Here is a 12,590-nt window from a genome sequence, read left to right on the forward strand (position 1 = left end):
AAGCCATGCCGCGCACGAGCGCATTTTCCCTACTCGTGGCGCAACGCCTCGATGGGATTGAGCTGTGCCGCCCGTCTGGCCGGAAAGAAGCCGAAGATCATGCCGATCGCCGCTGAGAAGATGAAGGCGATGAAGATGATGAGCGGACTGACCACGAAAGGTACATTGAGGAAGTTGACCGTACCGTAGGCCAGCGTCAGGCCGAGCATGATGCCGGCTATGCCGCCGAAGAGCGACAGGGCGACGGCCTCGACCAGGAATTGCGTCAACACCTGATTTTCAAGTGCGCCGATCGCAAGACGGATACCGATCTCGCGCGTGCGCTCCGTCACCGATACCAGCATGATGTTCATGATGCCAATGCCGCCGACGAGCAGGCTGACGGCAGCGACCGCTCCAAGCAGGCCAGTCAGCAGCGTGGTCGTGCCGGTCATGGCCTCGGCGATCTGCGTCATGTCATTGACGTTGAAATCGTCCTGGCGACCGGGGATGATCTTACGGCGTTCACGCAGCAGGTTCTCGACATCGGCCTGTACCTTTGAGGTCGAGACGCCGTCTCGCGCCGAGATGAGGATCGTCGGCACATTGGAGGTGCCGCTGATGCGGCGCTGGAAGACCTTGACCGGCATGATGACGGCATCGTCCTGGTCGTTGCCCATGCCGGACTGGCCGCGCTTTGCCAGGACGCCGATAACCGGACAGGAAACCTTGCCGACACGGATCACCTGCCCGGTCGGATCCGCAGCCCCGAAGAGCTGCTCGCGCACGGTCTCGCCGATGATGCAGCGCGACTGGCCACGCTCTTCTGCCTGCGTGAAATTGCGGCCAAGCGCCAGATCCCAGTCCTGGGCGATGAAATAGTCGTTGGTCGTGCCATAGACCGTGGTTGAATGGTTCTGGCCGCCGAAAATTACGGTTGCCGTCGACTGGTTGGAGGGCGCAACCGCCCGGAGACCGGGAACCTGATCGCGAATCGCCTCGACATCCTTCAGCGTGAAGCGCCGTGCCTCGGAACTGGCGCGGCCGGGACCGAATTGGCCGGGGCGCACGAAGAGCATGTTGGTGCCGAGACGTGACAGCTCCGTCGAAACCTGCGCCGTCGTGCCGTTGCCGATCGTGACGAGCGCGATGACCGCGGCAACGCCGATGACGACACCGAGTACGGTCAGGAAGGAGCGCAGCAGATTGCGGCTGATCGCGCGCAGAGCGAGCTTCAGCGTTTCAAAGAACATGTTCCGCCCTCCGCTGATGCTCTACTTCGGTTTCCAGCTTGCCGTCCACGAAACGCAGCAGGCGACCTGCATAGGCAGCAATATCAGGCTCATGCGTGACCATGACGATGGTAATGCCCTGTTCGCGGTTCAGCCGCGTCATCAGGTCCATGATCTCGATGCTGGTCTTGGTATCGAGGTTGCCGGTCGGCTCGTCGGCGAGCAGCAAGGCCGGTTCGGTGACGATGGCGCGGGCGATTGCCACACGCTGCTGCTGGCCGCCTGAGAGTTCCTGCGTCTTGTGATGTTCCCTGCCCGACAGGCCGACGAGGCCGAGCGCCTCCCTCGCCCGCTTGCGCCGCTCGCCGACCGCCAGGCCGCGATAGATCAGCGGCAGTTCGACATTCTCCACGGCAGAGGTACGCGACAGCAGATTGAAGCCCTGGAAGACGAAACCCAGCATATGCCGGCGCAGCAGCGTCAGCTGGCCGCGATCAAAGCCACTGGTCGAAATACCCTGGAAAACATAGTCGCCTGAGGTTGGCACATCGAGGCAGCCGAGTATGTTCATGGCCGTCGACTTGCCGGAACCGGACGGCCCCATGATCGCGACAAATTCATGCGTGCGGATCGAAAGATCCACGTGGTCGAGCGCGCGGATTGCCGCAGCACCCTCGCCGTAGATCTTCGAAACCTGCCTGAATTCCAGAAGCGGCGGGCGTTCCATCATCGGCTCCCGTCAATTGGTGCGCGTCGCAGCATCGGTGATAACAGCATCCTTTTCAGTAAGCTCGCCCGAGGTGACCTGGGTGAACTGGCCATCCGAGGAGCCGATCTGGATCACGACGGGTGCAGGGTGGCCGTTGCGCAGCACCCAGACCCGGCGCTGCGTGCCGGTCAGTTTGGCATCACCGCCACCACCGCTGCGGAACGGACGCGGCGGGCGCAACAGGCTGAAGATACTACGGCCGCGGCCTTCCGCCTGCGGCGGAGCGTAACGCAGGGCCGCATTTGGCACCATCAACGTATCTTTGACGGCTTCAACGGTGATATCGGCGGTCGCCGTCATGCCGGGGCGCAGCAGCAGGTCCGCATTGTTGACCGAGAGAACCGCCTTATAGGTGACGACATTGTTGACGACTTCGGAGGCAAAGCGGATCTGCTCGATCACGGCAGGGAAGGCGCGGCCTGGATAAGCGTCGACCGTGAAGGTCGCCTTCTGGCCGACCGCGATCTGGCCGACATCGGCTTCATCGACATCTACCTGAAGCTCCATCTTCTTGAGATCGCCGGCGATGGTGAACAGCACCGGCGCCGAAAGCGAGGCAGCAACGGTCGCACCCGGATCGACCGAGCGGGTCAGAATTACGCCATCGATCGGCGAAACGATCTTCGCCTTGCCGAGATTGACTTCGGCAAGCTGCAAGTCTGCCTCTGAGGCCAGGACTTCCGCCTCGTTGATATCCTTCGCGGCGACTGCCGAGTCATATTTGTAGGTTGCGTCGTCAAGGCTCTGCTGGGTGGAGACGTTACTTTTCACGAGGCTCTTCAGGCGGTCGAGCGAGGTCGCAGCCGATTCCAAATCAGCGTTCGCCTTGACCACATTGGCCTTTGCCGAGTTGAGCTTGGCACGCGAACTCTTCACATCGGCTTCCAGCTTGTTAGTATCGAGGACAGCCAGAACATCGCCTGCCCTGACGGTGCTGTTATAGTCGACATTGACGTCGCGCATCGTGCCCGACAATTCGCTCGATATATCAACCTGTTCGGTCGGCTGGACGGAGCCCGTGGCGGTGACGAGCACTGTGAGGTCGCCGCGCTTGACCGGCTGGGTCGTGTAGGTGACCTCGGCCTGGCCTCGGCCGATGGAGAAATAGGCAGCGGCGGCGGCCGCGAGGATCAAGAGCACCAAAACGATGAGGCGTCCGCGCCAGCGACGCCCCCTGCTCTGCCGGCTGGCGACCAGCACGGCAGCCAGGTCGGCATTTGCGCCTGTTACGGAACCGGTCTCTTTGCCAGCCTCCAAATTGTCCATCAAATCCTCGATATATGCTTCGCCGTATCAGCCCTGCGTGACGAGATAATCATGCCGAAGATGAACCCAACATTACCGATGCCCTGACGATGGCACGGAAATGCGGCCGAAAAACATGAAATATTCGCAATGAAACAGCTGGATAGCGCGGTCGGTGCGGGGTGTTCGGCAAGAAAACCCCACGGTCGAAGCAAATATTCAGGGTTGTATCGCGGGCATTTCGGTGCCGCCTCTGAAGCGGTCGGCGGCTCGGGAAAGGCGGCGGCATCGTTTAGCTCACAGTTAGCGCAAGGTCGCGCTGGCGACGGGTGCCAACAGCGTGGTGATGACGACGCGACCATAGCCATTAAGGCCACAGCAGGCGGCAACCACCTCACGCCGAAGAGCGGAACGCCGTTGGCCATGTTGACGGCAAGCTGCCGGCGGAAACGCGATGTCGGATGGCGGGCAACAAGAAATTCGCCCGATACAATCGATAAGAAGTTTTTTTGGTTGACCGCGATAGGTCGCCTGCATATGTTCCGCGCACTTCCAGCCGGGGTGCTTCGCGCTCGCGGAAAGGGAGAGCGTAGCTCAGCCGGTAGAGCAACTGACTTTTAATCAGTAGGTCTCGGGTTCGAACCCCGACGCTCTCACCATAATCTTTTTCTAGCTGTACGGCGCGTGACGGTGCTGGAGGTCGGATGCCGAAAACACCTAAAGAACCGAAGCTTGAGCACTCTGATTTTTCCGGCGAATTCGAAGACAGCGGAGTAACCGTGCTCGTCGATATATTTCGGCCGGCCGACACCAATGGCGATTGGACCCTCGAGGTCATCTCACAGACCGAAGTCGTAACCGTCTGGGAAGACAAATTCGCCACAGATCTGGAAGCTTGGGAAGAATTCCTGGCCACCGCTGAACGCGATGGCGTGCAAAGCTTTCTCGATGAGGATGAGCCGCAACTGCATTGACGGGTTACCGCCAGGCAGGTTGATGTCTCGACCTTCTCGCTTCAATAGCTGCAGGAGCGGCCATCATTCGGTCTGAAGCCGTCTCGGCAGGCACGGTTCATCGAATCTCCCGGCACGTAACCCGAGGCGGAGCCATACGAATTCGGGGGAGTCGCACATGCCGTCAGCACGGAAATGCCAATCAGTGCTCCGACTGCCACGAGTGCCCGAAATCTGCTCATCAATATTCTCCTCACGGATTCTCTCGCGGCAATTTATCACGCGGTCACCACAACGGAATGAGATTTTAGCGGAAAAGGCTTGCAGCCATTTCCGCAGCGCTGACCGCTAACGCATCGTGCGCAACATATAGATCCCATTCCACCGCCAGCAAGCCGGAGAGCACGCGGGAGGTCCGGCGTCGGCCTCGTACTTCGCCGACCGGACCTCCCGGCATTTGCAGTGGGGTGCCTGCAAATGCCGGGCAATACCACCGGTTAAGCCCGAGTCGATCCATTCACAGAACCAACGATGGTATACGCGCGGTTAATATCCACATCCGCTGTCTCATGTTGGGATGGAGAAAATCATGCCGGGGCCTGCGGCAATTTGGAGATCCGGGCGGCTGCGTCAGCGCAAAAAGGTGATTGGCAACCACCCCGTTGCGGCGTTAGGAACATCGCTCCGATTGGTGCCGGAGAGAATGCGTGTCGATTGCCGATATTTCCCTTTGGAGTGCGCTGCTGGCCGGGGCGCTTTCGTTCCTGTCGCCCTGCGTACTTCCGCTCGTCCCGCCCTATCTCTGTTATATGGCAGGCATTTCCGTCGAGCAGTTTCGCGGCGGCGGAACGGTGGCCGCAGCACCGGATGTGCGGCGCGGCGTGCTTTTCTCGGCGCTTTTTTTCACGCTCGGCTTTGCGACCGTCTTCGTGTCGCTCGGCGCCGGTGCCTCGACGATCGGCATGCTGCTGCGCCAGCATCTCGATCTTCTCGCCAAGATCGGCGGCCTGATCATCATCATCATGGGGCTGAATTTCCTCGGGCTTTTTCGCATTGGCGTCCTGGCACGCGAAGCTCGCTTCCAGGGCAACGGCAAGCCGGCGACGCTGACGGGCGCTTACGTCATGGGGCTGGCCTTCGCATTCGGCTGGACGCCCTGCATCGGGCCGGTGCTCGGAGCAATCCTCGGCGTTGCCGCATCGCGTGAAACGGTGGGCTCCGGTGCCGGGCTGCTCGCTGTCTATTCGCTGGGGCTTGCCGTGCCCTTCTGGATTGCCGCCGGCTTTTCGGGGAGCTTCATGCGCTTCCTGTCGCGGTTTCGCAGGCACCTCGGGACGGTGGAGAAGATCATGGGCGTCTTTCTCGTGCTGACAGGCCTTGCCTTCCTGCTCGGTTGGGTCAGCAATGTCGCAATCTGGTTCCAGCAGACCTTCCCAATCCTCATGCAAATCGGCTGAGCGCCAGGCTCAGCCGATATATTGCGATAATCAGGCTTTCTTCCGCTTCAGCCGCTCCTTGATCGCGCCAGGAATATCGCGGAGGCCGCGCCCCGGTTCGATGCCTTCGCGCATGACGATATTGCGCAGCGGTGGAATGGCGGAGAGGACATGCAGGCCTGCGGCGCGCAGAACCTGTACTGGCAAGAAATCGGAGAGCAGCGAACGGTTCAAAAGATCCACGCTTGCCGTGCGCGTCATGATATCGGCGCGGCGCTTGCGGTCGAAGCTTGTGCCGGCATCAGCGGCGACAGGCAATTCCGCGCGCGCGCAGAGAAGATCGGTCAGCGCCATGATATCGCGAAGGCTGAGATTGAGGCCCTGAGCTCCGATTGGCGGGAATACGTGTGCGGCCTCGCCGATCAGTGCGATCCGGCCCTTGCCAAAGCGATGCGCCATCATGCCAGACAACGGCCAGATCTGCACACCCTCCTCCACACTGACCTTACCAAGCAGGGATTGCATTCGCTCTTCGACGACATTGCTGAGCTCGGCAAGCGACAGTTCGACACGAGCTGCGGCGTCCGAGGGATTCTGCACCCAGACGAGGCTTGAACGATTGCCGGGCAGCGGTACCTGCGTAAAGGGGCCGTGCTCCGTGTGGAACTCCGTGGAAATGTTCTGGTGCGGCAGCGTATGCGCAAAATTCAGCACCATGGCCGATTGCGGGTAGGACCAGGTGCGCACGTCGATGCCTGCGGTCTCCCGCAGCTTCGATTTGCGGCCATCAGCACCAATGGCGAAATCGACGGTGATCTCTTCGCCGCCTGCAAGCGTGATCGTTACAGATTCCGAAGCGATCCCGATCGTTTCAGCCATGTCGGTGAAACGGGTGATATTGCCCTCAGCGGCTACGGCGGCTTCGAGCACATCCATCAATGCTCTGTTCGGAAAATTATAGCCGAAGGCGTCCAGCCCAACTTCGGCGGATCGGAAGGTCGTCGTCGGCGCACGCAGCAGACGGCTGGTGCCGTCGATGATGCGCATGCTGGTGAGCGGGGCAGCGGCCGGACGGAGCCTTTCCCAGAGTGTCAGCCGATCCAGGAAACGAATCGATTGGTCCATCAGGGCCGTGGTGCGGCGATCTTCCTTGGGGGATGGAGGGGCGACCAGCGCCACGTTGCGACCGCCGCGTGCCAAGGCGACTGCGGCGATCATGCCGGCGAGACCGCCGCCGATCACCGCCACTTCGAATTTGCTCATGCTATCGTTCCGTCATCAAAAAGACGGCAACCCGGCGGCCTCAGGCGGCCGGCTTTGCCTGACGGCGCCAACTATAGCCCTTGCCGGCTTCGGCGTCACGCACCGCCGGCTGATAATGATGCGGAATGGACGGCAGGCGCTTTTCCGACAGACGGCGGATCGCCGTCTCGTTGGTGACGGCGAAACTGTCGATGCCGACACGCAGCATCAGCGGCACCTGGTCGATCAATACGTCGCCGACGGCACGCAGCTCGTTGGTGTAACCAAGGCGCTGACGCAGCAGCGACGCATGGCTGAAAGCACGGCCATCATTGAAGGCCGGGAACGCAACCGCCACGATCTCCAGGCGATAGAGATAGGGTTCGAGTTTCAGGACATCGTCGGCGGGCTTGATCAAGACGCCGAAGCCGACATCGTTGCTCTCATCGGCCTTGGCGATCAATTCGTCGAGTGTCAGAAGCGGCTTCTGATCCCCCGTCGCCTTCACCTCGTCGGTCTCGATCATCCAGGGATCGTTTTCGACAAAACCGGTTTCTCTCCAGATCTTCGTCATCATCCCCTCCTTATGCCGCTTCCGCAGCCGATCCGTAGAGCGCATCCTTGAAGGGCTGCGGGCCAACACGGCGATAAGTGGCAAGAAATATCTCTGATGGATCGAGGCGCAGGCCCAGATAGGTATCGACGATCGTCTCGATCGCATCCGTCACCTTGTCCGGCTCGAAGCCGCGGCCGATGATTTCGCCGATCGAGGTATGTTCGTCACCGGAACCGCCGAGCGTGATTTGATAGAGTTCAGCGCCCTTCTTTTCGACGCCCAGAAGGCCGATATGGCCGACATGGTGATGGCCGCAGGCATTGATGCAGCCGGAAATCTTGATCTTCAGTTCGCCTATTTCTGCTTGGCGAACTGGATCGCCGAAACGACGCGAGATTTCCTGCGCGACCGGAATGGAGCGCGCATTGGCAAGCGCGCAATAGTCCAGCCCGGGACAGGCGATGATATCGGTGATGAGACCGGCATTGGCTTCGGCGAGATCGATGGCAACCAGGCCGCGGTAGACGGCCTCGAGATCGGCGAGCGCCACATGCGGCAGGATCAGGTTCTGCTCATGGCTGACGCGAATCTCGTCGAAAGCATATTCCTCCGCAAGATCGGCGATCGCATCCATCTGCGAATCGGACGCATCGCCCGGGATACCGCCGATCGGCTTCAATGAGATCGTCACCATACCGTAGTCGGGGTTCTTATGCGGCTGCACGTTCTGCTGGACCCAGCGCGCGAAAGCCGGATCGGCCTTCTTCCAGCGAGCCAGATTTTCCCAACCTTCGGCACGCTCCGGCAGAACCGGCGGCGCGAAATATGCTGCAATCGCCTGCACGTCCTGTTCGGGCAGCTTCAGCTCCGAATCCTTAAGCTGTGCGAACTCAGCCTCGACCTGGCGGGTGAGTTCTTCGGCCCCGGTTTCGTGGACGAGAATCTTGATGCGGGCCTTGTACTTGTTGTCGCGGCGGCCATGCAGATTGTACACGCGCACGATGGCGGTCGTGTAGGAGAGCAGGTCCTCTTCGGGCAGGAAGTCCCGGATCAGTTTGGCGATCATCGGCGTGCGGCCCTGACCACCGCCGACATAGACGGCAAAGCCGATCTCACCCTTGTCGTTCTTCTTCAGATGCAGACCGATATCGTGAACCTGAATGGCGGCGCGGTCGCGCTCGGCACCGGTCACGGCAATCTTGAACTTGCGCGGCAGGAACGAAAATTCCGGGTGAACGGAAGACCATTGACGCAGAATTTCGGCGTAAGGGCGCGGATCGGCAACCTCGTCGGCGGCGGCGCCGGCGAAGTGATCGGCTGTCACGTTTCTGATGCAGTTGCCCGAGGTCTGGAGGGCGTGCATCTCGACGGTCGCAAGGTCGGCAAGCGCATCGGGTATCTCAGATAGCTTCGGCCAGTTGAATTGCAGGTTCTGGCGCGTGGTGAAGTGGCCATAGCCGCGGTCATACGTGCGGGCGATATGAGCGAGCATGCGCACCTGGCGCGAGCTCAGCGTGCCATAGGGAATAGCAATGCGCAGCATGTAAGCATGAAGCTGCAGATAGACGCCGTTCATCAGGCGCAGCGGCTTGAATGCGTCCTCGGCCAGCTCGCCGGAAAGGCGGCGTTGGACCTGGTCGCGAAACTGCTCGACGCGCTCGGCGACAAAGGCGTGGTCAAATTCGTCGTAACGGTACATCGTCTTCCTCAGACTGCAATGAATTCGGGATCAGCCGGCTTGTAGCCCGGCGCATATTCCATGGTCGGCCCCTGGGCGCGAATGCGCTCGCGCAGACGCAGCGGCCAGAGTTGGCCATTGGTTTCCTGAACCTCGACAACGGCGACGTCGACGACCAGGTTGTCAGCATAGGATTTCTTGCCGATCTCCTCGAGTGCCGCGACGGCTTCGGCATGGCGAGCGACGAGCGCTTCCTGCAACGAGGTCACCCACTCGCCATTGGCGTTCAGCCAGACGGCAACGCCGTCCGTCAGGCGGTTAGCGGTTAGAACCTTGTCAACCATGTCAGCTCCTTGCAAGTTCATCGCACCGGATGCGCTCACGCACCAACGGTTCGGACAGTTCGAAGTTGGCGCCTGCGACCGCATCGCCGATAATGACCATGACCGGCCCGGTCAACTCGTCACGATGCTGCAGGTCGGGAAGATCACGTAAGGTTCCGTGCAGCAGGCGACGATCTGCGCGGCTGGCATTCTCGACGACGGCAACGGTGGTTTCGGCGGGAATGCCGGCCTGCATCAGCCGCTCGGCGACAGAAGCCGCGACCGTGCGGCCCATATAGACGGCGATGGTGGCACCGGACACGGCTAGGCTCGCCCAATCCGGCAAAACGTCTCCGGTCAGATCATGTCCGGTCGTGAAGACCAGCGACGAGGCGACGCCGCGCAAAGTCAGCGGCAGTTCGAAATCAGCAGCCGCGGCAAAGGCCGAAGTGATGCCGGGGACGATCTCATAGGAGATACCGGCGGCGCGTAGCGCTGCCATTTCTTCCCCTGCCCGCCCATAGACCAGCGGATCGCCGCTCTTCAGGCGCACCACGCGTTTTCCTTGGCGGCCTAGATCAACCAAGAGATCATTGATCTCCTCCTGGGACTTCGAATGGCAGCCCTTGCGCTTGCCGACCGAAAGACGCTCGGCATCGCGGCGGCCCATATCGACGATCGCCTGCGGCACTAGCGCATCATACACAATGACATCGGCTTCCATCATCACGCGTTGGGCGCGCAAGGTCAGAAGATCCTCAGCGCCGGGGCCGGCACCGACAAGCCAGACATGGCCTTCAACGCGATCCAGCGAGCGCAGGAGGCCATTGGCAGAACGGCGGGCCTGCGGAAGATTGCCGTTGGCAACGGCATCAGCGACCGGGCCGGAGAAGAAACGTCGCCAGAAGATGCGGCGGGAAATACCGCGGGGAACGAGGTGCTCAACGGCCTCGCGATAGCTGGTCGCCAGCGCCGCCAAGCGGCCGAGCGAGGGCGACAGGAGCTGATCGATCTGGGCGCGGATCATCTGTGCGAGCACCGGCCCTGCGCCTTCGGTGCCGATCGCCACGGCAACAGGCGCACGATTGACGAGAGCAGGCGTGAAGAAATCGCAATAATCGGGCTGATCGACGGCGTTGGCCGGAATCTTAGCCGCACGGGCGGCATCGACGATACGGCGATCCCGCTCTGCATCACCGGTTGCCGCAAACACAAGGACAGCGCCCTCGACCTGTTCAGGCGCAAAGGCTTCGCGGACAGTGTCGATGCGGTTGGCAATCAGAAAAGCGTGGTAATCGGCTTCCGGGCGATCGGCATGCGCAATGACGCGCACCTGCGTGTTCAACAACAGGCGAACCTTGGCGAAGGCTTCATCGCCATTGCCGAAAACGGCCGCAGTCCGACCTTCCACCCGAAAGAAGGCGGGAAATATCGAAAGCTGTTCAGTCCTGGGAGGCATTCTCAATCCACTTCGAAGTCGCTCGAATATGCATTCTCCGGACAGCCGAATGAAGAAACAGAATTCCAAAGGCCGGCTAGCGGCGTATTCTTTTACCCGGTAGATCAATGATTTGAGAAAACTCACCCGTGCGGCGCGAAAAGCACATATCTTGGGCGCCGGTTTTCTGGCGGAAGCTGGAAACGAGGCCCATAAAGCCTGTGGCAAAGTGCCAAGCATCGGACTTATGCATTCCGCTTCATTCCGTAGGGCGCTAGGATAGGCAAAACGGGAGAATTTCATGCCGGAAAAGACAATCGCTAACCGCCTTCTGCAGGTCATGGAAGACAATATCCTGCCGATAACGGAAGTCGGCGTCGCCTCCGGCAACAAGGTGTTCGGCGCGGCTATCCTGCGTAAATCCGATCTTGCGCTCATCGTCGCCGAAACCAACAACGAACTCGAAAACCCGCTCTGGCACGGCGAAGTTCACACGCTTAAACGCTTCTACGAACTCACCGATAAGCCGGCGACGAAAGACCTGATCTTTCTCTCCACGCATGAACCCTGCACCATGTGCATGTCGGCGATCACCTGGGCCGGCTTCGACAATTTCTACTATTTCTTCAACCATGAAGATTCCCGCGACAGATTTGCCATCCCGCATGATCTGAAAATCCTGAAGGAAGTCTTCGGGCTCGAGCCAGGCGGTTACAGGCGGCAGAACGCCTTCTGGAAGAGCTTTGCGATCGCCGATCTCGTCGAGACCGAGGATGCTGCGCTGAAGGCCGAACTCAAGGCGCAGACAGCGCGGATCAAATCGCGCTACGCCGCCCTCTCCGACGCCTATCAGGCGACCAAGAGCACCAACGACATTCCGCTGAGCTGAGAGACCATGGAACCTTCGAAAGACATTTCGCGCCTCATCGAGATCATGGCTGCGCTTCGCGATCCCGAGACCGGCTGCCCGTGGGACATCGAGCAGAATTTCGCGACCATCAAGCCTTATACTATCGAGGAAGCCTACGAGGTTGCCGACGCGATCGAGCGCGAGGATATGGACGATCTCTGCGACGAACTCGGCGACCTGCTGCTGCAGGTGGTCTTTCATGCACGCATGGCCGAAGAAGCCGGGGAGTTCTCGTTCGGCGATGTGGTGGAAGCCATTACCCGCAAGATGATCCGCCGCCACCCACATGTCTTTGCCCGTTCGGATGCGGATACGCCCGATGCCGTGAAGAAGCAGTGGGACGAGATCAAGCAGGCGGAAAAGCGCGAGCGCACGGAGCGCCGGGCGCGGCGCGGTATTACTGAAGATTTCAAGGCGGGCTTCCTCGGCTCGGTGCAACGCAGTTTTCCGGCGCTGACGGAAGCGTTGAAGCTCCAGGAACGCGCCGCCAAGGTCGGATTCGACTGGTCGGCACCCGAACCGATTCTCGACAAGATCGAGGAGGAGATCGACGAGCTGCGTGTTGCGCTTCGTGGGGGCGATAAATCAAAGGTCAGCGACGAACTCGGCGACCTGATCTTCGCCGTCGTTAACATCGGCCGGCATGTAAAGGCCGATCCGGAACAGGCACTGCGCGGAACAAATACAAAGTTCCGACGTCGATTCAATCACATAGAACAGGTTCTTGATGTGGAAGGCGAGAGTCTGGAGGCGGCCAGCCTAGAGCGGATGGAAGAGATCTGGCAGGCAGCCAAGGCAATCGAGCGGGCTGGGGCGGAGTGAAGCACCG

13 protein-coding genes and 1 tRNA gene are annotated in these 12,590 nt (G+C 60.5%); 5 read left to right on the forward strand and 9 right to left on the reverse strand.

Annotated features, from left to right (window positions below; translation table 11 throughout):
• Positions 1-29 precede the first annotated feature (29 nt).
• The 3 genes from FHT92_RS00270 to FHT92_RS00280 are packed head-to-tail and all read right to left on the reverse strand — an operon-like array spanning position 30 to position 3,246.
• Entirely contained in the window at positions 30-1,232 is a 1,203-nt protein-coding gene (locus tag FHT92_RS00270; RefSeq protein ID WP_183821822.1) for an ABC transporter permease, read from the reverse strand.
• A complete protein-coding gene (locus FHT92_RS00275) occupies positions 1,222-1,938 on the reverse strand; it encodes an ABC transporter ATP-binding protein (protein WP_183821834.1) in 717 nt (238 codons plus the stop codon). Before FHT92_RS00275 ends, FHT92_RS00270 begins: the two co-directional genes overlap by 11 nt.
• A 12-nt stretch (positions 1,939-1,950) precedes the next feature.
• Entirely contained in the window at positions 1,951-3,246 is a 1,296-nt protein-coding gene (locus tag FHT92_RS00280; protein ID WP_183821836.1) for an efflux RND transporter periplasmic adaptor subunit, read from the reverse strand.
• 562 nt (positions 3,247-3,808) lie between these two features.
• On the opposite strand from FHT92_RS00280, the gene FHT92_RS00285 reads away from it, so the two are divergent.
• Together FHT92_RS00285 and FHT92_RS00290 are read left to right on the forward strand one after the other, a co-directional pair.
• Positions 3,809-3,884 (forward strand) — tRNA-Lys (locus tag FHT92_RS00285).
• A 45-nt stretch (positions 3,885-3,929) separates the two neighbouring features.
• Positions 3,930-4,199 (forward strand): hypothetical protein, encoded by a 270-nt coding sequence (locus tag FHT92_RS00290; RefSeq protein ID WP_183821838.1) that lies wholly within the window; start codon positions 3,930-3,932, stop codon positions 4,197-4,199.
• A 41-nt stretch (positions 4,200-4,240) separates the two neighbouring features.
• On the opposite strand, the gene FHT92_RS29140 is transcribed toward FHT92_RS00290, so the two are convergent.
• Positions 4,241-4,420 carry a hypothetical protein gene (locus tag FHT92_RS29140; RefSeq protein ID WP_246715354.1) on the reverse strand — a complete coding sequence of 60 codons (180 nt, stop codon included), beginning with the start codon at positions 4,418-4,420 and terminating at the stop codon, positions 4,241-4,243.
• Positions 4,421-4,885: 465 nt separating this feature from the next.
• Here FHT92_RS29140 and FHT92_RS00295 point away from each other — a divergent pair, with 465 nt between their 5' ends.
• The gene (locus FHT92_RS00295) at positions 4,886-5,635 is read left to right on the forward strand and encodes a cytochrome c biogenesis CcdA family protein (RefSeq protein WP_183821840.1); all 750 of its coding nucleotides are present in this window, start codon (positions 4,886-4,888) and stop codon (positions 5,633-5,635) included.
• Positions 5,636-5,665: 30 nt separating this feature from the next.
• Here FHT92_RS00295 and FHT92_RS00300 read toward each other — a convergent pair whose 3' ends face one another.
• From FHT92_RS00300 to cysG, 5 genes are read right to left on the reverse strand one after another with little or no spacing between them, the layout of a single operon-like run.
• Positions 5,666-6,877, reverse strand: coding sequence for a UbiH/UbiF family hydroxylase (locus FHT92_RS00300; protein ID WP_183821842.1), 1,212 nt, complete (start codon positions 6,875-6,877; stop codon positions 5,666-5,668).
• A 40-nt stretch (positions 6,878-6,917) separates the two neighbouring features.
• The gene (locus tag FHT92_RS00305; RefSeq protein WP_183747362.1) at positions 6,918-7,430 is read right to left on the reverse strand and encodes a DUF934 domain-containing protein; all 513 of its coding nucleotides are present in this window, start codon (positions 7,428-7,430) and stop codon (positions 6,918-6,920) included.
• 10 nt (positions 7,431-7,440) lie between these two features.
• Entirely contained in the window at positions 7,441-9,111 is a 1,671-nt protein-coding gene (locus FHT92_RS00310; protein ID WP_183821844.1) for a nitrite/sulfite reductase, read from the reverse strand.
• Positions 9,112-9,119: 8 nt separating this feature from the next.
• On the reverse strand, positions 9,120-9,434 hold the full coding sequence (locus tag FHT92_RS00315) for a DUF2849 domain-containing protein (protein WP_183821846.1): 315 nt from the start codon (positions 9,432-9,434) through the stop codon (positions 9,120-9,122).
• Position 9,435: 1 nt separating this feature from the next.
• Positions 9,436-10,872 (reverse strand): siroheme synthase CysG, encoded by a 1,437-nt coding sequence (gene cysG, locus FHT92_RS00320; RefSeq protein WP_183821848.1) that lies wholly within the window; start codon positions 10,870-10,872, stop codon positions 9,436-9,438.
• A 280-nt stretch (positions 10,873-11,152) separates the two neighbouring features.
• On the opposite strand from cysG, the gene FHT92_RS00325 reads away from it, so the two are divergent.
• Both FHT92_RS00325 and mazG read left to right on the forward strand, forming a co-directional pair.
• Complete coding sequence (locus tag FHT92_RS00325) at positions 11,153-11,740, forward strand: nucleoside deaminase (protein ID WP_183747374.1); 588 nt, start codon at positions 11,153-11,155, stop codon at positions 11,738-11,740.
• A 6-nt stretch (positions 11,741-11,746) separates the two neighbouring features.
• Positions 11,747-12,583 carry a nucleoside triphosphate pyrophosphohydrolase gene (gene mazG, locus FHT92_RS00330; protein WP_183821850.1) on the forward strand — a complete coding sequence of 279 codons (837 nt, stop codon included), beginning with the start codon at positions 11,747-11,749 and terminating at the stop codon, positions 12,581-12,583.
• Positions 12,584-12,590: the final 7 nt, after the last annotated feature.

The sequence above is a fragment of the Rhizobium sp. BK377 genome (assembly GCF_014193935.1).
Lineage (GTDB): Bacteria > Pseudomonadota > Alphaproteobacteria > Rhizobiales > Rhizobiaceae > Rhizobium.